Annotated in this window: 24 protein-coding genes; 21 read left to right on the forward strand and 3 right to left on the reverse strand. The window is 60.6% G+C overall.

What is annotated here, in order from left to right; all coding sequences use genetic code 11:
* Positions 1 to 153 precede the first annotated feature (153 nt).
* The 4 genes from CKW15_RS04145 to CKW15_RS04160 are packed head-to-tail and all read left to right on the forward strand — an operon-like array spanning position 154 to position 3,839.
* Positions 154 to 1,041 carry a TauD/TfdA family dioxygenase gene (locus CKW15_RS04145; RefSeq protein ID WP_095057841.1) on the forward strand — a complete coding sequence of 296 codons (888 nt, stop codon included), beginning with the start codon at positions 154 to 156 and terminating at the stop codon, positions 1,039 to 1,041.
* 18 nt (positions 1,042 to 1,059) lie between these two features.
* Positions 1,060 to 2,085: an ABC transporter substrate-binding protein gene (locus CKW15_RS04150; protein ID WP_095057840.1), complete on the forward strand. Its 1,026-nt coding sequence runs from the start codon at positions 1,060 to 1,062 to the stop codon at positions 2,083 to 2,085.
* A gap of 5 nt (positions 2,086 to 2,090) precedes the next feature.
* Positions 2,091 to 2,951: an ABC transporter ATP-binding protein gene (locus tag CKW15_RS04155; RefSeq protein ID WP_095151684.1), complete on the forward strand. Its 861-nt coding sequence runs from the start codon at positions 2,091 to 2,093 to the stop codon at positions 2,949 to 2,951.
* A 21-nt stretch (positions 2,952 to 2,972) separates the two neighbouring features.
* The gene (locus CKW15_RS04160) at positions 2,973 to 3,839 is read left to right on the forward strand and encodes an ABC transporter permease (RefSeq protein ID WP_095057838.1); all 867 of its coding nucleotides are present in this window, start codon (positions 2,973 to 2,975) and stop codon (positions 3,837 to 3,839) included.
* A gap of 74 nt (positions 3,840 to 3,913) precedes the next feature.
* Here the strand turns inward: CKW15_RS04160 and CKW15_RS04165 are convergent, their stop codons facing one another.
* Positions 3,914 to 4,858: an RHS repeat-associated core domain-containing protein gene (locus CKW15_RS04165; protein ID WP_095151685.1), complete on the reverse strand. Its 945-nt coding sequence runs from the start codon at positions 4,856 to 4,858 to the stop codon at positions 3,914 to 3,916.
* A gap of 208 nt (positions 4,859 to 5,066) precedes the next feature.
* Here CKW15_RS04165 and CKW15_RS04170 point away from each other — a divergent pair, with 208 nt between their 5' ends.
* The 4 genes from CKW15_RS04170 to CKW15_RS04185 all read left to right on the forward strand — a co-directional run bounded on the left by CKW15_RS04170 (position 5,067) and on the right by CKW15_RS04185 (position 10,320).
* Positions 5,067 to 5,987: a LysR family transcriptional regulator gene (locus CKW15_RS04170; RefSeq protein WP_053160658.1), complete on the forward strand. Its 921-nt coding sequence runs from the start codon at positions 5,067 to 5,069 to the stop codon at positions 5,985 to 5,987.
* Positions 5,988 to 6,205: 218 nt separating this feature from the next.
* Positions 6,206 to 7,705 carry an MFS transporter gene (locus CKW15_RS04175; protein WP_095151686.1) on the forward strand — a complete coding sequence of 500 codons (1,500 nt, stop codon included), beginning with the start codon at positions 6,206 to 6,208 and terminating at the stop codon, positions 7,703 to 7,705.
* Positions 7,706 to 7,732: 27 nt separating this feature from the next.
* The gene (locus CKW15_RS04180) at positions 7,733 to 8,803 is read left to right on the forward strand and encodes an HlyD family secretion protein (RefSeq protein WP_095151687.1); all 1,071 of its coding nucleotides are present in this window, start codon (positions 7,733 to 7,735) and stop codon (positions 8,801 to 8,803) included.
* Positions 8,800 to 10,320, forward strand: coding sequence for an efflux transporter outer membrane subunit (locus tag CKW15_RS04185; RefSeq protein WP_095151688.1), 1,521 nt, complete (start codon positions 8,800 to 8,802; stop codon positions 10,318 to 10,320). The genes CKW15_RS04180 and CKW15_RS04185 overlap by 4 nt, the downstream gene beginning before the upstream one ends.
* A gap of 7 nt (positions 10,321 to 10,327) precedes the next feature.
* Here the strand turns inward: CKW15_RS04185 and CKW15_RS04190 are convergent, their stop codons facing one another.
* Together CKW15_RS04190 and CKW15_RS04195 are read right to left on the reverse strand one after the other, a co-directional pair.
* On the reverse strand, positions 10,328 to 11,086 hold the full coding sequence (locus CKW15_RS04190) for a slipin family protein (protein ID WP_095060512.1): 759 nt from the start codon (positions 11,084 to 11,086) through the stop codon (positions 10,328 to 10,330).
* A gap of 2 nt (positions 11,087 to 11,088) precedes the next feature.
* Positions 11,089 to 11,619, reverse strand: a complete 531-nt coding sequence (locus tag CKW15_RS04195; protein ID WP_095151689.1) for an NfeD family protein — start codon at positions 11,617 to 11,619, stop codon at positions 11,089 to 11,091.
* A 198-nt stretch (positions 11,620 to 11,817) separates the two neighbouring features.
* On the opposite strand from CKW15_RS04195, the gene CKW15_RS04200 reads away from it, so the two are divergent.
* From CKW15_RS04200 to pgaB, 13 genes are all read left to right on the forward strand, one after another.
* Positions 11,818 to 12,279, forward strand: coding sequence for an aminoacyl-tRNA deacylase (locus CKW15_RS04200; protein WP_095060516.1), 462 nt, complete (start codon positions 11,818 to 11,820; stop codon positions 12,277 to 12,279).
* Between the two features lie 66 nt (positions 12,280 to 12,345).
* Positions 12,346 to 12,591: a DUF2789 domain-containing protein gene (locus CKW15_RS04205; protein WP_095060518.1), complete on the forward strand. Its 246-nt coding sequence runs from the start codon at positions 12,346 to 12,348 to the stop codon at positions 12,589 to 12,591.
* 81 nt (positions 12,592 to 12,672) lie between these two features.
* Positions 12,673 to 12,918, forward strand: a complete 246-nt coding sequence (locus CKW15_RS04210) for a type II toxin-antitoxin system Phd/YefM family antitoxin (protein WP_095060521.1) — start codon at positions 12,673 to 12,675, stop codon at positions 12,916 to 12,918.
* The gene (locus CKW15_RS04215; RefSeq protein WP_095060523.1) at positions 12,908 to 13,189 is read left to right on the forward strand and encodes a type II toxin-antitoxin system RelE/ParE family toxin; all 282 of its coding nucleotides are present in this window, start codon (positions 12,908 to 12,910) and stop codon (positions 13,187 to 13,189) included. The genes CKW15_RS04210 and CKW15_RS04215 overlap by 11 nt, the downstream gene beginning before the upstream one ends.
* A 128-nt stretch (positions 13,190 to 13,317) precedes the next feature.
* Positions 13,318 to 13,746 carry a MarR family winged helix-turn-helix transcriptional regulator gene (locus CKW15_RS04220; RefSeq protein WP_095060525.1) on the forward strand — a complete coding sequence of 143 codons (429 nt, stop codon included), beginning with the start codon at positions 13,318 to 13,320 and terminating at the stop codon, positions 13,744 to 13,746.
* On the forward strand, positions 13,743 to 15,815 hold the full coding sequence (locus tag CKW15_RS04225; RefSeq protein ID WP_095060527.1) for an FUSC family protein: 2,073 nt from the start codon (positions 13,743 to 13,745) through the stop codon (positions 15,813 to 15,815). The genes CKW15_RS04220 and CKW15_RS04225 overlap by 4 nt, the downstream gene beginning before the upstream one ends.
* Complete coding sequence (locus tag CKW15_RS04230) at positions 15,812 to 16,021, forward strand: DUF1656 domain-containing protein (RefSeq protein WP_053160669.1); 210 nt, start codon at positions 15,812 to 15,814, stop codon at positions 16,019 to 16,021. Before CKW15_RS04225 ends, CKW15_RS04230 begins: the two co-directional genes overlap by 4 nt.
* A complete protein-coding gene (locus CKW15_RS04235; RefSeq protein ID WP_095060529.1) occupies positions 16,018 to 16,905 on the forward strand; it encodes an HlyD family secretion protein in 888 nt (295 codons plus the stop codon). The genes CKW15_RS04230 and CKW15_RS04235 overlap by 4 nt, the downstream gene beginning before the upstream one ends.
* On the forward strand, positions 16,902 to 18,350 hold the full coding sequence (locus CKW15_RS04240; RefSeq protein ID WP_095060531.1) for an efflux transporter outer membrane subunit: 1,449 nt from the start codon (positions 16,902 to 16,904) through the stop codon (positions 18,348 to 18,350). The genes CKW15_RS04235 and CKW15_RS04240 overlap by 4 nt, the downstream gene beginning before the upstream one ends.
* Positions 18,351 to 18,443: 93 nt before the next feature.
* Positions 18,444 to 19,079 carry an NADH:ubiquinone oxidoreductase subunit N gene (locus CKW15_RS04245; protein ID WP_095151690.1) on the forward strand — a complete coding sequence of 212 codons (636 nt, stop codon included), beginning with the start codon at positions 18,444 to 18,446 and terminating at the stop codon, positions 19,077 to 19,079.
* A 250-nt stretch (positions 19,080 to 19,329) separates the two neighbouring features.
* Positions 19,330 to 20,835, forward strand: a complete 1,506-nt coding sequence (locus CKW15_RS04250) for a YdgA family protein (protein ID WP_095151691.1) — start codon at positions 19,330 to 19,332, stop codon at positions 20,833 to 20,835.
* A 259-nt stretch (positions 20,836 to 21,094) separates the two neighbouring features.
* Positions 21,095 to 23,578, forward strand: a complete 2,484-nt coding sequence (gene pgaA / locus CKW15_RS04255) for a poly-beta-1,6 N-acetyl-D-glucosamine export porin PgaA (protein WP_095151692.1) — start codon at positions 21,095 to 21,097, stop codon at positions 23,576 to 23,578.
* A gap of 12 nt (positions 23,579 to 23,590) precedes the next feature.
* Positions 23,591 to 25,588 carry a poly-beta-1,6-N-acetyl-D-glucosamine N-deacetylase PgaB gene (pgaB, locus tag CKW15_RS04260; RefSeq protein WP_095151693.1) on the forward strand — a complete coding sequence of 666 codons (1,998 nt, stop codon included), beginning with the start codon at positions 23,591 to 23,593 and terminating at the stop codon, positions 25,586 to 25,588.
* Position 25,589 lies beyond the last annotated feature (1 nt).

Consider the following 25,589-nt stretch of genomic DNA (forward strand, 5'->3'; position numbering starts at 1 on the left):
GGTATTTAAATTTCAGTTCTTATATCTATAAAGTCAATCTCCTGCGTACCTGCCGACCAATCGGCGCGCCGCACGACACGAACCAACACGGGACCTCCGTGAGTTTCTGATCGACGCGCGCGCCTTTGAGCGTGCCGTGCGTGGGAGTGATTTATGTCTGCAGCTTCAGCATCGCCAAGCATCGCGCCACAATTTTTCGACATCCGCCCGTTCGACGGCGCGGTAGGCGCCGAGATCATCGGTCTCGATTTGTCCCGTCCGATCAATGATCAGGACTTCGCCCGCATCCACCGCGCGCATCTGGATCATCACGTGGTGGTGTTCCGCGACCAGCGCATTACCCCTGAGCAGCACATCGACTTCAGCCGCCGTTTCGGTGTGTTGCAGATCCACGTGCTCAAGCAGTTCCTGCTGGCGGGGCATCCGGAAATCCTCATCGTTTCCAATATCGTCGAGAACGGCCAGAACATCGGCCTGGGTGACGCCGGCAAGTTCTGGCATTCCGATCTCTCCTATAAGGAATTGCCGAGCCTGGGCTCGATGCTGCATGCCCAGGAGTTGCCCTCCGAGGGCGGCGACACGCTGTTCGCCGACATGCACAAAGCCTGGGACAACCTGCCGCTTGCGTTGCGCAAAGCGGTGGAAGGTCGCTCGGCGGCGCACTCCTACACGGCGCGTTACAGCGAGACCAAATTCGAAGGCAATTGGCGCCCGACCCTGACGCCTGAGCAACTCGCCCAGGTCGCTGAAGTGGTGCATCCGGTGGTGCGTACTCACCCGGAAAACGGACGCCAGGCGTTGTTCGTCAGCGAAGGGTTCACCACCCGCATCGTTGGCCTGCCGGAAGACGAGAGCCAGCAACTGCTGACCGAGCTCTACGCCCACAGCGTGTTGCCGCAAAACATCTACCGCCATCAATGGCAGCCCCATGACCTGGTGTTCTGGGACAACCGTTCGCTGATCCACCTCGCCGCCGGATGCCCCAGCCATCTGCGCCGCAAGCTGTTTCGCACCACCATCCAGGGCGACGCGCCTTTCTGATTTGTCGGAGATTTGATCATGACCAAACGTCTTCCATTTGCACCGCTGGCCGCCGCTATCGGCCTGGGTTTCAGCCTGATCGCCGGCAGCCTGGTGGCGCCGACCGTGGCCCACGCCGAAGGTGAAATCCGCATTGCCGAACAGTTCGGCATCGTTTATCTGCTGCTCAACGTGGTGCGCGATCAGAACCTGATCGAGAAGTACGGCAAGCAGGAAGGCATCGACATCAAGGTCGACTGGACCCAGCTCTCCGGCGGTGCAGCGGTCAACGATGCGTTGCTCGCAGGCTCGATCGACATTGCCGGTGCCGGCGTCGGCCCGCTGCTGACCATCTGGGACCGCACCCACGGCAAGCAGAACGTCAAAGCCGTCGCCTCCCTGGGCAACTTTCCGTACTACCTGGTGAGCAATAATCCCAAGGTCAAAACCATCGCCGACTTCACCGAGACCGACCGCATCGCGGTTCCGGCGGTGGGCGTGTCGGTGCAGTCGCGCTTCCTGCAATACGCGGCCGCCAAGCAGTGGGGCGACAAGGAGTTCAACCGCCTCGACAAGTACACCATTGCCGTTCCGCACCCCGACGCAACAGCCGCGCTGTTGGCCGGTGGCACCGAGCTGAACGGGCACTTCTCCAACCCGCCGTTCCAGGATCAGGAACTGGCCAATCCCAATGTGCACGTGGTGCTGAACACCTATGACCTGCTCGGTCCGAACTCGCCGACGGTGCTGTTCGCCACCGAGAAATTCCGCAATGAGAACCCGAAAACCTACAAGGCGTTTATCGACGCGCTGACCGAAGCCGCGCAATTTGCGCAGAACGACAAAGGCGCGGCAGCCGACACCTACATCCGCGTGACCAAGGCCAAAATCGACCGTGCGGCATTGCTGAAAATCATCGACAACCCGCAGTTCGAATTCAGCGTCACACCGAAAAACACTTACCCGCTGGCCGAGTTCCTGCACCGCGTCGGCGCGATCAAAAACAAACCGGATTCTTGGAAGGATTACTTCTTCCAGGACGCCAAACCGCTGCAAGGGAGCTGACCGCCATGAACGCCCCTTTGCAAGGCCACACGGTCAGCAAACCGACCACGGCAGCCCAAGCGCTGCTGTCGGTCGATAATGTCAGCCTGGAATACCGCACGCCGCAGCGTGTGGTGCGGGCGACCCATCAAGTCAGTTTCGAGATCGACCCGGCGGACCGTTTTGTCCTGCTCGGCCCGTCCGGTTGCGGCAAGTCAACGTTGCTCAAAGCCGTCGGCGGATTCATCCAGCCCGTGGAAGGCGAGATTCGCCTACAGGGGCAAACCGTCCACGCACCGGGACCGGACCGGATCGTGGTGTTCCAGGAGTTCGATCAACTGCCGCCGTGGAAAACCGTAAAGCAGAACGTGATGTTTCCGCTGCTGGCGTCAAAAACCCTCAAGCGCAAGGAAGCCGAAGAACGGGCGCTGCACTATCTGGAGAAGGTCGGCCTCGCCGCGTTTGCCGATGCCTACCCGCACACCTTGTCCGGCGGCATGAAAGCGCGGGTCGCCATTGCCCGGGCGCTGGCGATGCAGCCGAAAATCCTGCTGATGGATGAACCCTTCGCCGCCCTCGATGCCTTGACCCGACGCAAGATGCAGGAAGAACTGCTACTGCTCTGGGAAGAGGTGCGCTTCACGCTGTTGTTCGTCACGCACTCCATCGAAGAAGCATTGGTGGTGGGCAACCGCATCCTGTTGCTGTCGCCGCATCCGGGGCGGGTGAGGGCGGAAGTCCACAGCCATCAATACGATTTGCACAGCCTTGGCGGCGTGGCGTTTCAGGAATCGGCGCGGCGCATCCATCGGTTGTTGTTCGATGAAAATCAGTCACCGCAAGCCGAGCACGAGCTGGATTTCGCCGACATCCGCATCGCTTATTGAGCCAGTTGAGAGGAGGGTCCGATGAGCCATTTATCATCCCCGCGTGAAGAGTTCGAAACGCTGTTGCAGCCACTGACCAGCGTACCGCTGGAGCGTGAACTGCCGCTGGGCCAGCGCCTGTGGCAACAGGGTTGGCTGCGCAAAAGCCTGATCCTGATTCTGCTGGCCGTGTTGTGGGAGGCGGTGGCCCGCTATCAGAACAACGACTTGCTGCTGCCAAGTTTTGTGCAAACCGCCTATGCGCTGTATGACGGGCTGCTCAGCGGCGAGTTGCTGGGCAAGGTGTGGATCTCGCTGGTCGTGCTGCTCAAGGGTTACCTGATCGGCATTGTCCTGGCGTTTGCCCTGACCACGCTGGCGGTGTCGACCCAGTTCGGACGCGACCTGCTCAGTACCCTGACCTCGATGTTCAACCCGTTGCCGGCCATCGCGCTGCTGCCGTTGGCGCTGCTGTGGTTTGGACTGGGGCAGAACAGCCTGATTTTCGTGCTGGTGCATTCGGTGCTCTGGGCCTTGGCGCTGAACACCTACGCCGGATTCCTCGGCGTCTCGGAAACCCTGCGCATGGCTGGGCGCAACTACGGCCTCAAGGGCATGCGTTTCGTGCTGTTCATCCTGATCCCGGCGGCACTGCCGTCCATCCTCGCCGGCCTGAAAATCGGCTGGGCCTTCGCCTGGCGCACGTTGATCGCGGCTGAACTAGTGTTCGGCGCCACCAGCGGCAAGGGCGGGTTGGGGTGGTACATCTTTCAGAACCGTAATGAGCTGTACACCGACAAGGTGTTTGCCGGGTTGGCGGTGGTGATTCTGATCGGGTTGCTGGTGGAGAATCTGGTGTTTGATTCGTTGGAGCGGGTGACAGTGAAGCGGTGGGGGATGGTGCGGTGATGTTGGAAGGCCTTCTGTTCGTTTCCGGCTATCACTGCTGCGTTATCCGCATGTATCTGAATGGGCATCCTGTTTCAGGTTCGGCGTATACGCGAAGAGGGACCCGGTTTTGGGCTGCCGGATGAATCAGAGTCCCCCCAGTCACTGTAGCCGTCATCCCATCTTCTCTGCATCGTGTAACTGTCTTCTGACGATGTGGAGGAACGAGGGGTCAGGACTGGCGGGCGACTAGGTGGGTTGCCCCCCAGGAGAACTAATTCTTCTTTACGCGGTATGGATGGCGGTGGACCGCTGTACTGTGTTCTCGGTTGGTCAAAAGACCCGGAGCGCTGATTAGTTGGCGGTTTAGGGGGGGTTCGATTGGGATGGCTAGAAATGACCGATGCTTTTCGCTTCGATGATGATCCTAGTACTAGCACCCCACCAACACCTCCATACATATTCACCCTTTTTGGGGTTGTAGATTGCGGATCACCCTGTGGAGGACTGGGTACACGGGGAGGCCCGGAGTTCATGTTGTTTGCGAAGTTCTCACCAAAACCCATAGGCCTTTGTTTGATAACCGGCATTGATGAGGCCGTTCTACTGCCAACCCAATTACCTTCAAAAAAGTTGCCCATGCCCGCTATAAGTTTGGAAAGAATCGTATTAATAGACCAATGCCCCGTCGGATCTACCCGATTCACCGGATCGCCCACGCAGTACATATACACATTCAATCCACCGCCGCCAAACGGGCTCCAATTGTCCGGGCTATGAAAGCGCATCAATCGCGGGTTGTAGGCGCGGTAGCCGTTACCCAGCAAGTACCAGCCAATCGTTGTTTCACGCAACTGCCCATTGAAGCCCAACCGCGTCGCGACTGCTTGCTGAGCGGATTGTTCGCCATAGGCGGAGTAGCTGATGGTGTTGATGGCGCCGTCTGTGATTTCGGCAATGACCGAGTTGCTGCTATCCGGCGCCAACAGCACGGTTCGTTTGAGAGGAACGTTGGTTTGATCAGCGATCTTGTCAGGCATGTCGTGACCTTCATGAAAGGGCCGAAATAACTACTGACCTTTAGCTTTATGTATTTGAGGCGAATGGGGAACTAGCAGAACTGATAGGTTCGGTGGTTTTTCTTTAATCGGGCCGCGTTCTCGTTCATCGCGAGCACGCTTCGCTCCTACGGGAATGCACTGTTAGGATTGCGTTGAAATCAATCCATTCGATTATCGAGTGCTCAGAATGCAACTCCCAGACATGAACCTCCTAATCGCCCTCGACGCCTTGCTCGATGAGGGCAGTGTGGTGGGCGCGGCGCGGCGGATGAACCTCAGCCCGGCGGCGATGAGCCGGACGTTGACGCGTATTCGCGAGGCCATTGGCGATCCGATTCTGGTGCGTGCAGGGCGTGGGCTGGTGCCGACGCCCAAGGCGCTGGAGTTGCGCGAGCAGGTGCGCAGTGTGGTGGAGCAGGCGGCGTTGCTGTTTCGTTCGGCCGATGCGGTGGAATTGGGCTCGCTGCGGCGGCGGTTCAGCATTCGGGCCAATGACTTTTTTGTCGGCGTTTATGGCGGCAAGTTGTTCGACACCCTGGACCGGCAGGCGCCGCACTGTGAGCTGCGTTTCGTGCCGGAAGGCGATGGCGACGATGAGGCGCTGCGCGAAGGGCGCATTGATTTGAGCATCAGCAACACCCGCCCGCTGACGCCTGAAGTGAAAGTTCAGAACCTGTTTTCCACGCACTTTGTCGGCCTGGTACGTGAGGATCATCCGCTGTTTGATGAAGAGATCACTGCAGAGCGTTATGCCGGGTTTTCCCATATCAGCATGTCCCGTCGTGGCATTGCACGAGGGCCGATCGATACCGCCCTTAATGCGCTCGGGCTGGAGCGTCGGGTGGCGGTGATTGCGCCGAGTTTCCATGCGGCGATGTTCGCGTTGCCCGATTCCGACCTGATTCTGCCGGTGCCCAAGGAAGCGCTGTTGAGCGTGCGGCGGCTGGGGTTGAAGCTGCGTTCCTTTGACCTGCCGATCCCGTTACCGACCCTGATGTTGACCCAGGCCTGGCACCCGCGTTTCGACAAGGACCCGGCTCACCGCTGGATGCGCGAAACGGTCAAGGCGTGTTGCGATGAGACGTGGTTGGCCGCGCAACCCGTTTGAAGTCCTGCCCAAATCCCTGTAGGAGCGAGCCTGCTCGCGATGAGGGCTGCGCAGGCACATCTTCATCGACGGGCTTGGCGCCATCGCGAGCAAGCTTGCTCCTACAGGGTTTTGTATTGTTGCGTCTGGTGCATTTATAAGCTGCCGAGAAGTTGATTTTCGTCAGGCATCGCCCTTCCTAGAATGCTCCCAGTACTTTCCTTCCGGAGCTCGCAGTAATGACGTCCCTCACGGTCCCGGCGCAAGTCTTCGGCCCGCGCATCATCGTTGGCCTGGTGGGCGTGTTGCTGGCGGTGCTGGTGTCGGGTCTGAACGAGATGGTGACCAAAGTCGCCCTGGCCGATATTCGCGGCGCGCTATCCATCGGTTACGACGAAGGCACTTGGCTGGTTGCCAGTTACACCGCGACATCCGTGGCCGCCATGGCCTTTGCGCCGTGGTGCGCGGTGACGTTCTCGCTGCGTCGGTTCACCTTGTGCGCCATCAGCCTGTTCACCCTCTTGGGCGTGCTGTGTCCGTTCGCCCCGAATTACGAAAGTCTGCTGCTGATGCGCACCTTGCAAGGCCTGGCCGGCGGCGCTTTGCCGCCGATGTTGATGACCGTCGCCCTGCGCTTTCTACCGGCCAACGTGAAGTTGTATGGCTTGGCCGGTTATGCCCTGACCGCCACGTTCGGCCCGGGCCTTGGAACGCCATTGGCCGGGTTGTGGACCGAGCATGTCGGGTGGCAATGGACCTTCTGGCAAATCATCGCGCCGTGCCTGATTGCGATGGTCGCCGTGGCGTATGGGTTGCCGCAGGACCCGTTGCGGCTGGAGCGTTTCAAGCAGTTCAACTGGCGCGGATTGCTGCTGGGTTTTCCGGCGATTTGCATGTTGGTGATCGGCATCTTGCAGGGCAATCGACTGGACTGGTTCGAGTCCGATTTGATCTGCGGTTTGCTCAGCGGCGGCCTATTGCTGCTGGTGCTGTTTTTGATCAACGAGTGGTCGCAGCCGATTCCGTTTTTCAAGATGCAGATGCTCGGTATCCGTAACCTGTCGTTTGCCTTGCTGACCTTGGCCGGGGTGCTGGTGGTGCTGCTCGCGGTGATCATTATTCCGTCGAGCTACCTGGCGCAGGTCCAGGGTTATCGGCCGGTGCAGACCGCGCCGATCATGTTGCTGGCGGCGCTGCCGCAATTGATTGCGCTGCCGTTGGTGGCCGCGTTGTGCAATTTTCGCTGGGTCGATTGCCGCTGGGTTCTGGGCATCGGCCTGAGCATGCTGGCGCTGTCCTGCATCGGCGGCTCGCAACTGACATCGGAATGGATTCGCGACGATTTCTACGTACTGCAATGGCTGCAAATCTTCGGACAACCGATGGCGGTGCTGCCGCTGTTGATGCTGTCCACCGGCAGCATCAACCCGATGGAAGGGCCGTTCGCCTCGGCCTGGTTCAACACGGTCAAAGGCCTGTCGGCGGTGATCGCCACGGGCGTGATTGAGGCGCTGACCACGTCGAGGCTGCACTTTCATTCGACCATGCTCGTGGACCGCCTCGGCAATTCACCCCTGATCGACGACAACACCCCAGGCCTCGCCCATCGATTGCACGAACAGGCCGTGGTGCTGACGGCATCGGATCTCTATCTGTGCATGGCCGGCATTGCGGTGACGCTGATCCTGCTGATTTTCTGGCTGCCGACGCGGACTTATCCACCGCGCGCGCCGACCTGATTGCTCTACGCAAACTGAAGGTTTTTTATGACGACTCAAGCAAATCAAAAAATCGCCGTAGCAGTGGCCGCTGCGCTGGCCGTCGGCGTGCTGTTGTACCTGGCGGTGCCCGGTCTGTTCGGCAAACGCACGCAACAGAGCACCAATGACGCCTATGTCTCGGCCGATTACACGCTGGTGGTGCCGCGGGTGGCCGGGTTCATCAAGCAAGTGCTGGTCGAAGACAACGAGCAGGTCAAGGCTGGACAGTTGCTGGCGTTGATCGATGACCGGGATTTGCGTGCCGCTGCCCAGGCTGCCGACGCTGAAACTTTGGTTGCGCGGGCGCAACTGCAAAATGCCAAGGCGACCCTCGAGCGGCAGTCTTCGGTGATTGCTCAAGCGCAATCTTCGGTGGTTTCGGCCAAGGCCGAGATGGCGTTCGCCGACCATGAACTGAACCGCTACAACCACCTGGCCGGTGTGGGTGCCGGCACAGTGCAAAACGCTCAGCAGGCGCGTACACGCATCGACCAGGCCAGCGCCCGGTTGGCGAATGCCACGGCGGTGCTGGCGGCGGAACGCAAACAGGTCGAGATCCTGACCGCCCAACGGGATGCGGCCGAAGGCGGTTTGAAGCGGGCGCAAGCGGCACTGGAAATGGCCAGCTACGAGTTGTCTTACACGCGGATCGTCGCGCCTCAGGACGGCATGGTCGGCGAGCGTGCAGTGCGGGTCGGCGCTTATGTTGCGCCGGGCAGCAAGATCCTCGCGGTGGTGCCCTTGGCTCAGGCTTATGTGATGGCCAACTTTCAGGAGACTCAGCTGACCGACGTGCAACCGGGCCAGCAGGTGCAAGTGCGCGTCGACAGCCTGGGAGGCGCGGCGTTGAGCGGTCGGGTCGAGAGCATTGCACCGGCCACAGGTGTGACCTTCGCTGCGGTCAAACCGGACAACGCCACCGGCAATTTCACTAAAGTGGTGCAGCGCATTCCGGTGAAGATTGTGCTGGAGCCGGGACAGCCATTGGCTGAACGCTTGCGGGTGGGGATGTCGGTGGAGGCGAGTATCGATACCGTCAGTTCGGTGATGTCTGTGCGTGAGGTGACTCAGCGATGAGCTACGTTGATTGTGCTGACGCCATCGCGAGCAAGCTCGCTCCTACAGTTGACCGCATTCACCTGTGGGCGCGGGCTTGCTCGCGACTTATCCAGAGTGCCTTGCTCGCCATCAGTCTCAGCGCCTGCAGCGTCGGCCCGGATTTCCAAAAGCCCGAACCGCAACAAATGTCCGAATGGTCCAAACCCGCCAACACCGCCCCCAGCCAAGCCACCACCGAATCAATGGACGAACGCTGGTGGGAGGTGTTCAACGATCCAAAGCTCTCGGCCCTGAGCCGGCGCGCATTGACCGACAACCTCGACCTGAAACTGGCCAGCAGCCGCTTGCAGCAAAGCCGCGCGGTGCGCCAGGTGATCACCGCCGACCGTTATCCCAATACCGCCGCCACCGGCAGTTACGCACGCAAACGCAACAGTGGCGAAGGCTTGAACGATCCGTCCGGCCATGACGGCGATTCAGCGTTCAACCTGTGGGATGGCGGTTTTTCCGCCTCCTGGGAGCTGGATTTCTGGGGCCGTGTACGCCGCGAAACCGAAGCCGCCGATGCCACTCTGGAAGTCGCGGAAAACGACCAACGCGGCGTGTTGCTGTCGGTGCTGGCCGAGACCGCCCAGGACTATATTCAGCTGCGCGGTGTGCAAAACACCCGAGCCGTGACCGAGCAGAACCTCGACGTCGCCCGCCATAGCTTGAAACTTTCGCAGCTGCGCCTGGCGGATGGGGTCGCCACTGATCTGGACGTCGCCGAAGCCGCCGCGCAAGTGGCGGCCATCGAATCGCGCCTGCCAGCGTTGGAGCAGCGTCAATCGCAATTGATCAACGCCTTGAGCCTGTTGATGGGCGAGCCGCCCCAAGCGCTGGCAGCGGAGTTATCCACAGACGCCCCGGTGCCGCAAACGCCGCGTCAGGTTGCCATTGGCCTGCCGTCGCAACTGGCCGAGCGTCGCCCGGACATCCGTCAGGCCGAAGCGCGCCTGCATGCCGCCACCGCGAGCATCGGCGTGGCCAAGGGGGATTTTTATCCGCGCATCACCTTGTCGGGGAACATCGGCTCGCAAGCGATGCAACTGAGCGATTTCGGCTCCTGGGGTTCGCGCTCGTTCGGCATCGGCCCGCAATTCAGCTTGCCGCTGTTCGACGGCGGACGCCTGCGCGGCGTACTCAATCTGCGCGAAGCACAGCAACAGGAAGCTGCCATTGCCTACCAGCAAACGGTGTTGCGCGCCTGGCATGAAATCGACGATCAGCTGACCCGTTACAACGCCAGCCAATTGCGCCGCGACAGCCTGGCGGAAGCCGTGCGCCAGAACCGCATCGCCCTGCAAACCGCGCAGCAGCAATACGTGGAAGGTGTGGTGGACTTCGTCACGGTGCTCACCGTGCAAGGCGCCTTGCTGGCCACGCAGGAACAGTGGGTCGAGAGTTCGACCGGCGTATCATTGGCGGCCGTCGGCTTGTACAAGGCGTTGGGCGGCGGATGGCAATCGGTGTATCCGTTGACGGCGCAACGCTGAAGGCCATTCAAGGTTTCGACGACAAATCCGCCATGCCCTTGAGCAATTCAATCGGCAGCGGAAAGACGATGGTCGAACTCTTGTCGCCGGCAATCGAATTGAGGGTCTGCATGTAGCGCAACTGCATGGCCCCCGGCTGGCGTCCGAGCATTTCGGCGGCTTGCATGAGTTTTTCCGAGGCTTGCAGTTCGCCTTCGGCGTGGATCACCTTGGCCCGACGTTCCCGTTCGGCTTCGGCCTGTTTGGCGATGGCGCGGACCATCGATTCATTGAGGTCGACGTGCTTGATTTCGACGTTGGCGACTTTGATGCCCCACGCATCGGTCTGGGCGTCGAGCACTTGCTGGATATCCAGGTTCAGGCGCTCGCGTTCGGCGAGCAATTCGTCGAGTTCATGTTTGCCGAGCACCGCCCGCAGTGTGGTCTGCGCCAGTTGGCTGGTGGCGGCGAAGAAATCCTCGACCTGAATGATCGCTTTCTGCGGATCGAGCACGCGAAAGTACAGCACCGCATTGACCTTGACCGACACGTTGTCGCGGGTGATCACGTCCTGGGACGGTACGTCCAGCACCACCGTGCGCAGGTCGACACGGACCATTTGTTGCACCACCGGAATCAGCAGGATCAGGCCCGGCCCCTTGACCTGCCAGAAGCGTCCAAGCTGGAACACCACCCCGCGCTCGTATTCGCGCAGGATGCGGAACGTCGACCCCGCCAGTGCAATCAGCAATAACAGCAGCGCGACCATACCCAATTGCACGCCCATGACTATTCTCCACCCGGCGCCGCGTCAGCCGCGGCCACTTGCAGCAGCAAACCCTGGCGCGCCACCACCCGCACCCGCTGTCCGGGTTGCAGCGGCGTCGTGCAGAGCACTTGCCATTGTTCTCCTTGCAGATGCACCCAGCCGCCACAGGCGTTGCCGGTCTGTACTGACGTGACGGGCGTTTCGCTGCCGACCAGCCCGGCATCCCCGCTGACGGTGTGTCGCGGTCGGGTTTTGAGGGCGTGAATCACCAGGAAGATCAGCAGCAAGGCGCTGACCAGCGCCAAACCGATCATCAAGGGCACGGGTACATCGGTGTTGGTCAGAATCACCGCGCCGATCACGAACATCACGATCCCGCCCAAGCCAATCACGCCGTAATTGGGCAGGGCCGCTTCGGCGATCAGAAAGGCGATGCCAAACGTGATCAGCCAGATCCCGACAGGGTGGGGCAACAAGACAACCGTATCGGCGGCGAACGTCGACCCACTCAACGCCAGCAGCAACGCAACGGCACAACAACGCGTGTTCACTTGACCCTCCGGGAGAGTCATGGGGGGTTATGAATAGAGTTTAGTTGAGCCCGGGCTTGTATGAATTTTGCTCAAATGATGACGGTGCCCGATGAGCGGATTTCCCGCCGCCACCGGCCAGCGGGCCTAGACTTTCAGTATGGCAAAAGGTGTTAAACCATCGTCCGCCAAAGGTTGTAGCGGGCATCGAGGTGCATCATGCGTATGGCAAGAACCGTGCAGCGCAGCCTGGAAAAGGCACACTGCGAATATGACATCGTCAGCCACCCACACTCGGCCAGCAGCCTTGAAACGGCGCGGGTTGCAGGCATTCCTGCGGAACGGGTCGCCAAGTCGGTCATCCTCGATGACCATCACGGTCATTACCTGATGGCGGTGCTGCCCGCCAGCCGTCACCTGGACCTGAGCAAGGTCCGCAGCAGCGGAGAGTGGCAGGTCTCCCGGGAAAGCAATCTGCCGCATCTGTTTGACGATTGCGAACGCGGAGCCGTGCCAGCCCTGGGTGAAGCCTATGGGCTGGATGTGGTGATCGACCCACTGCTGACCCGGCAAAAAGACATCTATCTGGAAGCGGGCAACCACACCAATCTGCTGCGCATGAACATGCCGGACTTTCTGGCCATGGTGCCGCATGCCGAGGTGCGGGAGTTGAGTCAGTGAGTTTTGTTTCGTCAATGCCACTGCCATCGCGAGCAGTGACCCCAGAATCAATCCCAGGAGTCCACCATGGAAAACCCGACGCACAGCCTATCGTCGCTGTTCAAACAACTCGGCCTGGCCGACGACGCCGAGAGCATCGACAAATTCATCGCCACCCATTCGCCGCTCAAACCTGAACTGCATCTTGCGGATGCGTTTTTCTGGAGTCCGAGCCAGGCGGATCTGCTGCGGAATGAGGTGCTGGAAGATGCTGACTGGGCAGAGGTGGTGGACCAGCTGGATGTGCTGTTGAGGAAGGGGCGGGGGGTGTAGTTATCGGATGGGTGGCGATTTGCTCGATTGCTCAGTCGATAATAATGGACCAGAATTAAGACCTTATTTGAGGTCTTAATTATGCAAAGTGTATTGGCCGATATGGCCGTTAGTGTCTCCGAGTTAAAGAAAAACCCAACAGCTGTTTTGAATGGCGCCCATGGAGGACCGGTTGCGGTGCTCAATCACAATCGCGTCATGGGTTACATGGTCCCCGCCGATGTTTTCGAAGCCATGATGGAGCGTCTTGATGATTTGGAGTTGGCGGAAATCGTTCGTTCTCGCCGTGATGAGACGCCGATTCCGGTGACACTGGATGACCTATAAGCTCGAATTCCTGCCGTCTGCACGCAAGGAGTGGGACAAGCTGGGGCACACCCTCCGTGAGCAATTCAAAAAGAAGCTGGCAGAGCGGCTTGAGACTCCGCGAATCCAGGCTGACGCCCTGCACGGGATGCCTGACTGTTTCAAAATCAAACTGAAGTCATCGGGATATCGCCTGGTTTACGAGGTGATAGATGAGCGCGTCGTTGTTTCTGTCGTTGCGGTAGGGAAGCGCGAACGCAGTGCAGTCTATGAGCGGGCCAAGAAGCGTTGAGGATTCTTGTTTAGACGTGGCGCTCAAATTTGTTTCAAAACTTGACGATAAATCCTCTCCAATGCCATATTGATAGTTAGCAAGCTAACAGTGTGTCTTTCGTGCCCGATCCCCTCGACATTCTTCAGATGAACATCAGCAGTTCCATGGTGGTGGCCGCCAGGCATTGGCGCAAAATCTGCCAGACCACGCTGGCCAACTATGGAATCTCCGAAGCCTGCGCCGTGCCGTTGTTGATGATCGGCCGGCTGGGCGAGGGCGTGCGTCAGGTGACCGTGGCGCAGGCGGCGGGGATGGAGAGTCCGTCGCTGGTGCGCTTGCTTGATCAGCTGTGCCATGGCGGCTATGTCTGCCGCACCGAAGATACGCAGGATCGGCGCGCCAAATGCCTGAGCCTGACCGAAACCGGTCGCGAGCTGGTTCAAGCGGTCGAAGTCGAATTGGTGCGCTTGCGCCATGAAGTCCTGGACGGCATTGACCCGAGTGATCTGGAAGCTACGCTGCGGGTACTCAGAGCATTTGAAGCGGCCACGCCGCCATCGGTGGGCAACCCTTGAACGGATTTTTCTCTGGTATGCCCCCGGCGCGGGACTGGTTCTATGGCGTGCGTACCTTCGCCGCCTCGATGATTGCGCTGTATATCGCACTGCTCATGCAAATGCCCCGTCCTTACTGGGCGATGGCCACGGTGTACATCGTTTCCAACCCATTCCTCGGTCCCACCACGTCCAAAGCTTTGTACCGTGCGATTGGCACCTTTGTCGGAGCTGCGGCGGCGGTGCTGTTCGTGCCGATGTTTGTCCAGAGTCCGTATGTATTGGTGGTGGTGATTGCGCTCTGGACCGGCATCTTGCTGTTTCTGTCCCTGCATTTGCGCACCGCCAACAACTACGCCTTGATGCTGGCCGGCTACACCTTGCCGTTGATTGCCTTGCCGGTGGTGGATAACCCGTTGGCGGTGTGGGATGTGGCGGAAGCGCGGACCGAAGAAATCTTCCTCGGCATCGCCGTGGCGGCCGTGATGGGCGCGATGTTCTGGCCCCGTCGCCTGGCGCCGGTGTTCAACGATTCGGTGAGTAAATGGTTCGCCGATGCATCGAATTACAGCCTGCGATTTCTCAACCGCGACGTGAAGCCTGATGAAGTCAGTGCGCTGCGCATGTCGATGGTGGCGAATTTCAACAGCCTGGAACTGATGATCGGCCAGTTGCCGCACGAAGGCTCGCGTCCGCAAACCGTACGCAACACCAAGGAGTTGCGCGGGCGGATGATTCATCTGTTGCCGGTGATCGATGCCCTCGACGACGCGTTGTATGCGCTGGAACGGCGCACCCCCGAGCTTGTGGATAAGTTCTCGCCGTTGCTGGCGGCGGCCACTGAATGGCTCGATCACAACGATGCGGACCTCGAGCGCTGGCGTGCCCTGAAAGACCAGCTCGAAGCCCTGCAACCCGAGCCGCACGTGCTGGAGGATCGCAAGCAGTTGCTGTTCTCCAACGCCATTTACCGCCTCGGCGAGTGGGTCGACTTGTGGCAGGACTGCCGCAGCCTGCAATTCGCGATTCAGTGTGAGAGCCAGGACAACTGGCGGGCGGTGTATCGGCATTGGCGTCTCGGGCGACTGACGCCGTTTCTGGATCGTGGGCTGATGCTCTATTCCGCCGCGTCCACCGTCACGGCGATCATTGTCGCCTCGGTGCTGTGGATTCTGCTCGGCTGGACCGATGGTGGCAGCGCGGTGATTCTGGCTGCGGTGGCGTGCAGTTTCTTCGCCTCGATGGATGACCCGGCGCCGCAGATCTACCGGTTCTTTTTCTGGACGGCGTTGTCGGTGGTGTTCGCCAGTCTTTACCTGTTTCTGGTCCTGCCCAACCTGCATGATTTTCCGATGTTGGTGTTGGCGTTCGCCGTCCCCTTCATCTGCGTGGGGACACTGACGGTCAAGCCGCAGTTTTACCTGGGCATGCTGCTGACGTTGGTCAACACCTCGTCCTTCATCAGTATTCAGGGGGCTTACGACGCGGACTTTCTCAGTTTCGCCAACTCGAATCTTGCCGGCCCCATGGGCTTGTTGTTCGCGTTCATCTGGACCCTCATTTCCCGACCGTTTGGTGCGGAATACGCGGCCAAACGCCTGACCCGTTTCAGCTGGCGCGACATCGTCAGCCTTGCCGAGCCGGCCACCCTGGCCGAACACCGGCAGTTGGGTGTGCAGATGCTCGACCGATTGATGCAGCATTTGCCGCGTCTGGCCATGACCGGCCAGGACACCGGCATCGCACTGCGCGAAGTGCGGGTGGCGCTGAATCTGCTGGACTTGCTGGCCTATTCGCCACGTGTTTCCGGTGCGCCGCAGGTGTTGCTGCGTCAGGTGGTGGCCGAGGTCGGCGAATACTTCAAGGCGTGTCTCAAGGCCGGCGAGCGGTTGCAGGCGCCTAGCCCGTTGCTCATGACCCTCGACCGCACCCGCCGCGCGCTTGGCGGTGCCGGCGATGATGAAACCCGTCGGCACTTGCTGCACGCCTTGAGTGGTCTGCGTCTGGCATTGCTGCCCGGTGTTGAGTTTGTCGGCGCCGCCGAGCCCGAAGAACCGCTTCCCCATGGCATCGATGGAGCGCCTTTATGATCGGTGATCTGGATATCAGCGGGGTGTTCCTGCCCACGCTGCTGGTGCTGATGGGCATTACGTACGTGATTTACCTGTTGGTGCACGGGGTGCTGACGCGCCTGCACTTTTACCGTCTGGTCTGGCACCGGGCATTGTTCAACGTGGCTCTCTACGCCGTGCTGCTGGGCGCCGTGGATTCACTCAGTCGATACCTGATGACATGAAAAAACCGTTTCTGACCCTGGGTCGCGTGGTGCTGACCCTGTTGATCGTGAGCCTTGCCGTTGTCGTGGTCTGGCGCATGGTCATGTATTACATGTTCGCGCCCTGGACGCGCGACGGGCACATCCGTGCCGACGTCGTGCAGATCGCGCCGGATGTCTCCGGGCTGATCCAGCAAGTGGATGTGCGCGACAACCAAATGGTCAAGCGTGGCCAGGTGCTGTTCAGCATCGATCCGGACCGTTTCAAACTGGCCCTGCGTCAGGCGAAAGCGGCGGTCGCCGATCGTGAAGAAACCCTGGCCCAGGCTCAACGCGAAGCCAAGCGTAACAAGGGCCTGGGCAATCTGGTGCCGGGCGAGCAGCTTGAGGAAAGTCAGTCTAAGGTCGCTCGCGCACAGGTTGCATTGATGGAAGCCCAAGTGGCGGTGGACAGCGCCCAGCTCAACCTCGACCGCTCGGTGATCCGCAGCCCGGTGGACGGCTACGTCAACGACCGCGCACCGCGTACCCAGGAGTTTGTCAGCGCCGGGCGGCCGGTGTTGTCGGTGGTCGACAGCAATTCGTTCCACATCGACGGCTATTTCGAAGAAACCAAACTCAATGGCATTCATGTCGGCCAGAGCGTCGACATCCGGGTGGTCGGCGACAATGCGCGCCTGCGCGGGCATGTGGAAAGCATCGTCGCCGGTATCGAAGACCGCGACCGCACCAGCGGCAACAACCTGCTGCCCAACGTTAATCCGGCGTTCAGTTGGGTGCGCCTGGCGCAGCGAATTCCGGTGCGAATCGCCTTCGACGATGTGCCAGCGGATTTCCGCATGATCGCCGGACGTACCGCGACGGTATCGATCATCGACGACAAGAACCGGGAGCCTGCGCAATGAGCAAGGCCTCGGGTTTGGCGGTGGCCGGTTTAGGCCTGTTGCTGTCGGCGTGCCAGGTGGTCGGGCCGGATTATCACTTGCCCGAAGAGGCCTCCGTCCACCGCGATGACCTGCAGGGCAACCTGGCGCAAGATGCTAAAGCGGTGGTGTCGGCGCCTGTCCCGGGTGACTGGTGGCGCTTGTACCACGACCCGCGGCTCGACCAGTTGGTGCAGCAGGCCATGGCCTCCAACACCGATTTGCGCGTGGCGGCGGCCAGTCTGCTGCGGGCTCGCGCTCAGGTCGATCAGGCCGAGGCGGCGGGTGGCTGGAGTGGCGGCGTGAAGATGGGCGCCCAGCGTTTGCAGGAGTCAGGCGAAGCGTTCCTGCAGCCGGAAAAAGTGCCGGTGGCCAACATCGGCGATATCGGCATCAGCGCGTCATACCAGTTCGATCTGTTCGGTACCTTGCAACGCGGCATCGAAGCGGCCAAGGCCAACGCCGATGCGACCCAGGCCGCCGCCGATACGGCACGCATCACCCTGGTGGCCGACGTGGTCCGTGCCTACACCCAAGTGTGTGCGGCCAATGAGGAGCGGGAAATTGCCCAGCACTCCCTCGACCTGCAAGCCCAGAGCACCACGCTGATCCAGCGCCTGCGCGATGCCGGCCGTGGCGATGAAACCCAGGTCACTCGCTCGCAAACCCAATTCAAATCCTTGCGCGCCGACATGCCGCGCTATGAAGCGGCGCGTCAGGCGGGTCTGTACCGTTTGTCGATGTTGCTGGCCAAGCCGCTGGATCAACTGCCGGCCGGCACGGCGACCTGCGCCGAATTGCCAAAAATCGTGCAACTGGTGCCGGTGGGTGATGGCGCCGCGTTGCTCAAACGTCGACCGGACGTACGGCAAGCCGAGCGACGCCTGGCTGCCGCGACCGCCACCATCGGCGTCGCCACCGGCCAGTTGTACCCCGACATCAGCATCGGCGCGACCGTTGGCACCGTCGGTATCCTGGATAACCTCGGCGAACCGTCCACCAACCGCTGGGGCTTCGGGCCGTCGCTGACCTGGACCGTCCCGACCAACGGCGCCCGGGCGAAAATCCGCGAAGCCGAAGCGGTGACCCAGGCGACGCTGGCGCATTTCGATGGGGTGGTGCTCAACGCCATTCGCGAGACCCAGACCGGTCTGGCGCAGTACTCCGCGTTGCTGCAACGGCGCGATGCGCTGGCGGATGCCGAGCAATCGGCACAATTGGCCGCCGATCAGACGCACCGTTTCTTCCAGGCTGGCCGCGCGTCGTTCCTGGCCGACCTGCAAGCCACTCGCACCTACACCGATGTGCGGGCGCAACTGGCCGCCGCGAACACCCAGGTGGCCATGAGCCAGATCGATTTGTTCCTCGCCTTGGGCGGCGGTTGGGAAAGCGGACGAACGCAAGCGTCGAACTCCGGCAAACCCTGAGGCCGTTGCTATGCTTTGAAGTGATGGAGTGGCGCCCTGTGCAATGGGCTCTTGCTTCACACAAGGCTCGCGCAGGTCAGGGGAAAACCAATAATGAAAAACCCTTATGCTCTCGGCTTCTGGTGCGCTGTCGTGGCGCTGGTGCTGCTCACGGCCACCTATTTCTACGGCATCATGCTGGCCCATCAGATCGACAAGGCGCTGGTGTTTCTCGACAGTGCCGTCGCACTGATCGCCGTGATGTCCGTCGCGGTGGTGGCCTGGGCGTCCATCCAGACGCATCGCGTCAAAAAAAGACAACTCGAACAAGGCAAGACCCTGGTGCTGATCTGGGACACCAAGGTTGCGCTGCGCCGTGTCGAAACGGTGTTCGACCGCTATTTCTGGGGCAGCTACTGGCAACCGGGGCGCACGTTTCAGGAGGTCATGGGTGAACTGACCGGTACGCCGCTGGAGAAAAGCCTCGAAACTCTGAAAAAGCAGTGCCTTGAACTGGACAAACAAATCGCTGACGACGGCCGACACTGGCTCAGCAATGCCCGGGAACTGGCCGATGTCGCCACGGCCATGGCCCGTGAACGCTATCAACTGGATTTCTGCGACCCGCGTGGGGAAGTGACGGGCGGGGCGGTGATCAATCGGGATTTCGAGGTGCTGGTTTATACCTGGACCGCGAGGCTGAAAAGTTTTGATCATCAACTCGACGAGATCGAAGTCCAATATTCCTGAGCGCATCAAGATCGCAGCCTTCGGCAGCGCCTACGGAATTTTCGTCATTCCCTGTAGGCGCTGTCGAAGGCTGCGATCTTTCCTGACAAAACAGACCTCATACCCAAAGACACTCTTTCACCTTTAATCATTGGGCCGTCCGTCGTGCCTGATGCTAATCTCCATCGCACTTTCAGCACAGTCGCGACCGCTACCCGTCATGGGTTCAGGGAAGACGACACTTTCAACAACGGACATTGACGGGTCATACATGAATAAATCAGCAGGCGTGCTTCTGGGAATTGTTGTAGCCATTGGCGCCATCAGTGCAGGCGGCGCGTGGTTCACCGGCAGCAAGCTCGAAAGCGTACTGAACACCTCGATTACCGATGCCAATAAGGAACTGCAAGCGGCCATGGTCGGTTCCAACGGCACCGCGTCGCTGGAGCTGGTCTCGCTGGAACGTCATGTATTCAGCAGCACCGCGCACTACCGCCTCAAGGGCGAGGGGGAAATGTTCGGTGAAACACCGGTCGAGTTGCTGTTTGTCGATCGCATCGAACACGGTCCGCTGCCTTTCTCGCGCCTGGTATCGCTGAAGTGGTTGCCGGTCATGGCGACCAGTCATTACGAACTGGAAAAGACCCCGCTTACCGAGAAGTGGTTTGCCGCCGCCAAGGACAAATCGCCGATGACCGGCGTGGTCAACATCGGTTACGACAACTCCACCAACGGCACCCTCGAATTGAAGCCACTGGAAATGGCGCTGGATGACAAGTCGAGCATGAAGTTCTCCGGCTTGAACATTGATGTCTCTGCCAGTGCCCAGGCGAAGAAGGTCAAGGCCGACGGCTACATGGACAGTCTGAAGGTGACCACCGTTGCCGAAGATCAGTCGCCGGTGCAAATCGAATTGAACGGCCTGACCCTGGCCAGCAACCTGACCAAAAGCACCTACGGTTTTTACAGCGGCGAGAACGTTCTGGAGCTGGCCAGCGGCAAGTCGACCTTTGGCGTGAAACAGTCGGTGCTGGACTTCAAGAAATTCGAGATGAAAAACCACACCGCCGAGTCGGGCACCAGCGCTTCCGGGCGTGCCGATTACAAGGTGGGCGAAGTTTCCCTGAACGGTAAGCCCATCGGTTCTGGCGCCTTGGCCGTGAGCCTGAAAAACCTCGACATCCCGGCCACCATGACGTTGATGCAGATCTATCAAACCAAGGTGCAACCGTACGAAAGAGCCGCCGCCGAAGCAGAGGCGGTTGGCCTGCCGGTACCGGAAATGCAGCTGACCGAAGCGGAAGAAGCGCAGCTTAAATCCAGCCTGGAAAACCTTCTGGCGGCCGGTCCGCAGCTTGCCCTGGAAAACCTTTCGCTCAACACCGCCAACGGCGAAAGCCGCGCCAGCCTGGTGCTCGACCTGACCAAACCTAAGGCCATCGATCTGCCGACAGACCAGTTGGTCAGACAGCTGATCGCATTGCTGGACTTCAATCTGAAGGTGTCCAAGCCGATGCTGGTGGATGTACTCACCGTGCAATCGCAAATCGACGGCCAGACCGATGCCAAGCTGATTGCCGATCAGGCGACCGCCACGGCGGACATGTTCAGCAGCATGGCAGTGGGCTCGCAATTGGCGAAACTGGACGGTAATGACATCGTCACGAAGCTGCATTACGCCAACAATCAGGTGGATTTCAACGGCCAGAAAATGACCATTGAAGAGTTCGCCAACTTCCTGATGAGCAAGTTCGCGGGTGCTGGGCAAGTCCAGTAAAACCGCGTTTCACAAAGCCACGCCCGACCTTTGCGCGATGCGCAGGCCGGGCGTTTTGCTGTCTGGCATTTGACCTGGAACAAGCAGCGTTGAGTTGACACGTCATGAATCTGAACAATTATTGTGTTCTCAATTGTGACGTGCGTTTGTGTGCAAAATGCCCCTGCCTGAAGTGAGTCGGTCAGATAAAACCGACCATTTCGATACGAGTTGGCAAGGGACGCTGTGAGCCCGGCTGGCCATGTAAGGATACTGACGAATGCCGAGTTTTGATGGTCCCTTTTTGCGAAGCGGCTTGCGCCCTTTGCTTCGCGTTGTCGTTTGCGGTCAGTTGCTCTGGCCGGTGCTGGCGGTCGCCAACACACCCTACGACCAAAGCGTGCTCGACGCCCGGGCGGGGAACTACACGCCTGCATTGACTACATTGCGTCAGGTCCCGGCGAATCAGGCCACCACCGGCCAGATCAGCGATCACCTGCAGATTGCCAGTTGGGCTGGGCTCGACGTTGAAGTAGTGTCGGTCTATGAAACCCAGGGCCATAACCGGGTGCTGCCGGTTCAGGCACTGACCGCCACTGCGCGCGCCTATCGCAATCTCAAACGTTGGGACTCGGCGATCCAGGTGTACAACAAGGCGCTGGCCCTCGAGCCGCAAAACCCGGATCTGCAGTTGGGCCTCGCGTTGACCCAGGCCGATGCCGGCAAACCCGCGGAGGCCGTCATCCGTGCTCGCGCATTGGTCGCGGCCAAACCGGATGACGCGTCCCGCCGCCTCGCCCTGGGCTACGCCTTGGCCCGCGCCGGCAACCCGTACGACTCGCTGTTTGAATACGATCAGGCCTTCATGCGCGCCGGCAGCAAACCGGAAGTCGCCCGTGAATACGTGAATGCGCTGCAACGTGTACGGCTGCCGGAACCGGCCTTGCGCCTGGCCAATCAACGGCCGGGACTGATTGACCCGGTCACGCTGCGCCGCCTCGAAGGTGACCTGGCCGCCGAGCGCGTGCGATTAGCCGAACTGGCTACCCGCAGCGAAAAAGAACGCTACGTGATCGCTGACCGCGCGTTGGCCGACTACGACAAGTTGATTGCCACCTGGTCAGCCGATCCAGCCGCTCACGACGATGTCGTGCGTTGGCGCATTGACCGCATGGGTGCGCTCAAGGCCCGTGCGCGCACCGCCGATGTGATTTCCGAGTATCAGAAACTGCTCGCCGAAGGCGTGAAGATTCCGACCTATGCATTGCGCTGGGTGGCGTCGTCCTACCTGGACCAGCGTCAGCCGGAAACCTCGACCGAGTTGTATCGACAGGTGTTGACGGCGCCGGATGCTGATGCCGGTGACCGTCTTGAAGACAGCACCGCGCTCTACTACTCGCTGCTCGAAAGCGACAAGGCCGAAGAGGCACGCAAAGTCGCCGATGACCTGGCCAAATCCCAGAACCCGCGTATTGAACTCAAGGGTTTGCCGGTGGGCAACCCCAACGACGCATGGATGGACGCCCAGCAACTGGCGGCCCAGGCCGGCACTTACGGCTCCGATTTACCCCATGGCGAAGAACAGTTAAAGGCCTTGGTGGATCAGGCACCGGGCAACACCGGTTTACGCCTCGCCCAGGCCGATTTGTACCTGGCGCGGGACTGGCCACGGCGTGCCGAGAACCAGCTCAAGGAAACCGAGAGCATGGCCCCGCGGGATGTCGGGCTGGAAATCGGCCAGGCCCACACCGCCATGGATTTGCAGGAATGGCGGCAGATGGACGCGCTGACCGACGATGTGGTCGCACGCTTCCCGGACAACCGTCAGGTGCAGCGCCTGGCGCGTCAGCGTGAAGTCCACGACATGGCTGAACTGCGCGTAGAAACCTACAGCGGTAAAAGCTATGGCGGTGATAACGACAACGATGCCGGCGCAGTCAACGGCAGCCGTGATTTCGGCATCGAAACCACCCTCTACAGCCCGCCGATCAACGAAGACTGGCGCGTGTTTGCCGGTGCCGGTTACGCCACCGGTGAGTTCCAGGAAGGTACCGGTCATCATCGTTTCCAGCGGGTCGGCCTGGAGCGGCGCACCCGCGACATGACCCTCGAAGCGGAAGTCTCCAACCATTCCTACGGATTTGGCAGCAAGCAGGGTGCGCGCCTGGCCATTGCCCGGGATATCGACGATCACTGGCAGTACGGTGGCAGTCTTGAGTACTTCTCGGCCGCTACGCCGTTGCGAGCCTTGAACAGCGACATCACGGCCAACGGCGGCAGCGGTTTCATTCGCTGGCGGGCTAACGAAAGCCGCGAGTGGAAACTGGCGGTCAGCCCCTCGCACTTCAGTGATGGCAACAACCGGGTCGAAGCATTGGTCACCGGTCGTGAAGGTGTCTACAGCGCGCCGGGCCTGCAGGTCGATGTCGGGCTGGAGGTCGGCAGCAGCCACAACTCCATGTCCGACGACGTGCCGTACTTCAACCCGAAATCCGATTTCAGCGTGCTGCCGACCGTGAACGTCAATCACGTGCTGTACCACCGCTACGAAACGGCCTGGAGCCAGCAGTTCCAGGCGGGCGCGGGTACTTACAGCCAGCGTGATCACGGCACCGGCGGCATGGCGCTGCTCGGTTACGGCCAGCGTTATGCCTGGAACGACGTATTCGAAGTGGGCGGCCTGTTGAGCGTGATCAACCGGCCCTACGACGGAGATAGCGAAACCGATCTGCGCCTGCTCGTCGACCTCACTTACCGCTTCTAGAAGAGTTTGAAGATGCCTTTTTTCTCGCGTTTCATCCTCCTGCTGGGAGCGCTGTTGATCAGCGCCTGCGCCCAGCAGGCACCTGCTTTTGTGCCACCGTCCGAGCGCCCGGTTTCGGCCAGCGAAACCCCGTGGCCGAAAAGCCATGTGCTGGGCATTGCCTACCACGATGTCGAAGACCGCGACCCGGACCAGGCGGTGGTGGCAGTGCGCACCGAACGCCTGATCGAGCAACTGGCGTGGCTGCGGGAGAACAACTACAAACCGGTGACCGTCGACCAGATCATGGCCGCGCGCAGCGGTGGGCCGGCGTTGCCGCCCAAAGCGATCCTGCTGAGTTTCGACGACGGTTATTCAAGCTTCTATACCCGCGTGATGCCGGTGCTGCGCGCCTACAACTGGCATGCCTTGCTGGCGCCGGTCGGGTCCTGGGTCGACACACCGTTGAACCAACCGGTGGATTTCGCCGGGACGCCGCGCCAGCGTTCGGACTTCCTGACCTGGGATCAGGTCCGGGAAGTCTCCAAGTCGGGTCTGGTGGAAATCGCTGCGCACACCGACGCCAATCACAAAGGTGTGCTGGCCAACCCGCAGGGCAACCTGCAACCGGCCGCCGCCACGCGCCGGTACGACGCGACGACTGGCCGCTACGAAACCGAGGCTGAATTTCAGCAGCGAATTCGCACCGACGTTGCGGCCATCTCGGAGAAAATCCGCAAGGCCACCGGCTACAAGCCACGTGTTTGGGTCTGGCCATACGGAATGGCGGACGGCACCTCGCTGGCGGTGGTCGACGAACAGGGTTATCAGATGGCGTTGACCCTGGATGACGGTCTCGACGCGCTCGACAACCTGATGAGCAGCCCGCGGTTTCTGGTGGCATCGGACCCGGACGGCGAACACTTCGCCAACAGCATCGTGTCTGTGCAGGCCGAATCATCGATGCGCGTGGTGCATGTGGACCTCGACAACGTCTACGACCCTGACCCCGCGCAACAGGAAATCAACCTCGGCAAACTGATCCAGCGCATGGCCGACATGGGCGCCAACACGGTGTTCCTGCAAGCCTTCGCCGACCCGGCCGGCGATGGCCTGGTGCACAAGTTGTACTTCCCCAACCGTCACCTGCCGGTGGCCGCCGACATCTTCGATCGCGTGGCCTGGCAACTGCGCACCCGGGCCAACGTCAAAGTCTTTGCGTGGATGCCGGTGCTGAGTTTTGCCCTCGATTCGAAGCTGCCACGGGTGACCCGTTGGGACCCGAAAACCGGCACCACTTCGGTTGATCCGGACCAGTACAAGCGACTGTCGCCGTTCGATCCGAACGTGCGGCGCATCATCGGCGAAATCTACGAAGACGTGGCGCGCCTGACGTCGGTCGACGGCATCCTCTATCACGATGACGCGGTGCTGTCGGACTTCGAAGACGCCGGCCCGCAAGCGCTGAAGGTCTATGCCGCCAACGGCTTGCCGGGCTCGATGGCCGCCCTGCGTGCGGACCCGGCCACGATGCAACGCTGGACCCGTTTCAAGAGTCGGTACCTGATCGACTTCACCCAGGAACTCACGGCCAAGGTCCGGGCCATCCGTGGCCCGCAGGTGATGACCGCGCGCAACATCTTCGCCGAGCCGATGCTCAATCCCGAGAGCGAAGCGTGGTTTGCGCAGAACCTCGACGACTTCCTGCAGACCTACGACTGGACGGCGCCGATGGCCATGCCGTTCATGGAAAAACAGACCCGGGAGCAATCCGGGCCCTGGCTGGAATCGTTGGTCGCCACGGTCAAATCCCGTCCCGGCGCGCTCAATCGCACCGTGTTCGAACTGCAAGCCCGGGACTGGACCCAGCAGACCGACGCCGACATCGACGGCCAGCAGTTGGCCGAGTGGATGGGCGTTCTCAAGCGTCAGGGCGCTACCAGTTTCGGCTACTACCCGGACAACTTCCTCGACAACTTGCCGGACCTGAAAACCGTGCGGCCCGCACTCTCCAACAAGTGGAATCCATAAC

The organism is Pseudomonas sp. Irchel s3b5, assembly GCF_900187435.1.
Lineage (GTDB): Bacteria > Pseudomonadota > Gammaproteobacteria > Pseudomonadales > Pseudomonadaceae > Aquipseudomonas.

Bases quoted from the DNA above. Each gene is read 5' to 3' on its own strand.
- CKW15_RS04145 (WP_095057841.1), top strand. From the start codon at position 154: ATGTCTGCAGCTTCAGCATCGCCAAGCATCGCGCCACAATTTTTCGAC.
- CKW15_RS04150 (WP_095057840.1), top strand. From the start codon at position 1,060: ATGACCAAACGTCTTCCATTTGCACCGCTGGCCGCCGCTATCGGCCTG.
- CKW15_RS04155 (WP_095151684.1), top strand. From the start codon at position 2,091: ATGAACGCCCCTTTGCAAGGCCACACGGTCAGCAAACCGACCACGGCA.
- CKW15_RS04160 (WP_095057838.1), top strand. From the start codon at position 2,973: ATGAGCCATTTATCATCCCCGCGTGAAGAGTTCGAAACGCTGTTGCAG.
- CKW15_RS04165 (WP_095151685.1), bottom strand. From the start codon at position 4,858: ATGCCTGACAAGATCGCTGATCAAACCAACGTTCCTCTCAAACGAACC.
- CKW15_RS04170 (WP_053160658.1), top strand. From the start codon at position 5,067: ATGCAACTCCCAGACATGAACCTCCTAATCGCCCTCGACGCCTTGCTC.
- CKW15_RS04175 (WP_095151686.1), top strand. From the start codon at position 6,206: ATGACGTCCCTCACGGTCCCGGCGCAAGTCTTCGGCCCGCGCATCATC.
- CKW15_RS04180 (WP_095151687.1), top strand. From the start codon at position 7,733: ATGACGACTCAAGCAAATCAAAAAATCGCCGTAGCAGTGGCCGCTGCG.
- CKW15_RS04185 (WP_095151688.1), top strand. From the start codon at position 8,800: ATGAGCTACGTTGATTGTGCTGACGCCATCGCGAGCAAGCTCGCTCCT.
- CKW15_RS04190 (WP_095060512.1), bottom strand. From the start codon at position 11,086: ATGGGCGTGCAATTGGGTATGGTCGCGCTGCTGTTATTGCTGATTGCA.
- CKW15_RS04200 (WP_095060516.1), top strand. From the start codon at position 11,818: ATGCGTATGGCAAGAACCGTGCAGCGCAGCCTGGAAAAGGCACACTGC.
- CKW15_RS04205 (WP_095060518.1), top strand. From the start codon at position 12,346: ATGGAAAACCCGACGCACAGCCTATCGTCGCTGTTCAAACAACTCGGC.
- CKW15_RS04210 (WP_095060521.1), top strand. From the start codon at position 12,673: ATGCAAAGTGTATTGGCCGATATGGCCGTTAGTGTCTCCGAGTTAAAG.
- CKW15_RS04215 (WP_095060523.1), top strand. From the start codon at position 12,908: ATGACCTATAAGCTCGAATTCCTGCCGTCTGCACGCAAGGAGTGGGAC.
- CKW15_RS04220 (WP_095060525.1), top strand. From the start codon at position 13,318: ATGAACATCAGCAGTTCCATGGTGGTGGCCGCCAGGCATTGGCGCAAA.
- CKW15_RS04230 (WP_053160669.1), top strand. From the start codon at position 15,812: ATGATCGGTGATCTGGATATCAGCGGGGTGTTCCTGCCCACGCTGCTG.
- CKW15_RS04235 (WP_095060529.1), top strand. From the start codon at position 16,018: ATGAAAAAACCGTTTCTGACCCTGGGTCGCGTGGTGCTGACCCTGTTG.
- CKW15_RS04240 (WP_095060531.1), top strand. From the start codon at position 16,902: ATGAGCAAGGCCTCGGGTTTGGCGGTGGCCGGTTTAGGCCTGTTGCTG.
- CKW15_RS04245 (WP_095151690.1), top strand. From the start codon at position 18,444: ATGAAAAACCCTTATGCTCTCGGCTTCTGGTGCGCTGTCGTGGCGCTG.
- CKW15_RS04250 (WP_095151691.1), top strand. From the start codon at position 19,330: ATGAATAAATCAGCAGGCGTGCTTCTGGGAATTGTTGTAGCCATTGGC.
- pgaA (WP_095151692.1), top strand. From the start codon at position 21,095: ATGCCGAGTTTTGATGGTCCCTTTTTGCGAAGCGGCTTGCGCCCTTTG.
- pgaB (WP_095151693.1), top strand. From the start codon at position 23,591: ATGCCTTTTTTCTCGCGTTTCATCCTCCTGCTGGGAGCGCTGTTGATC.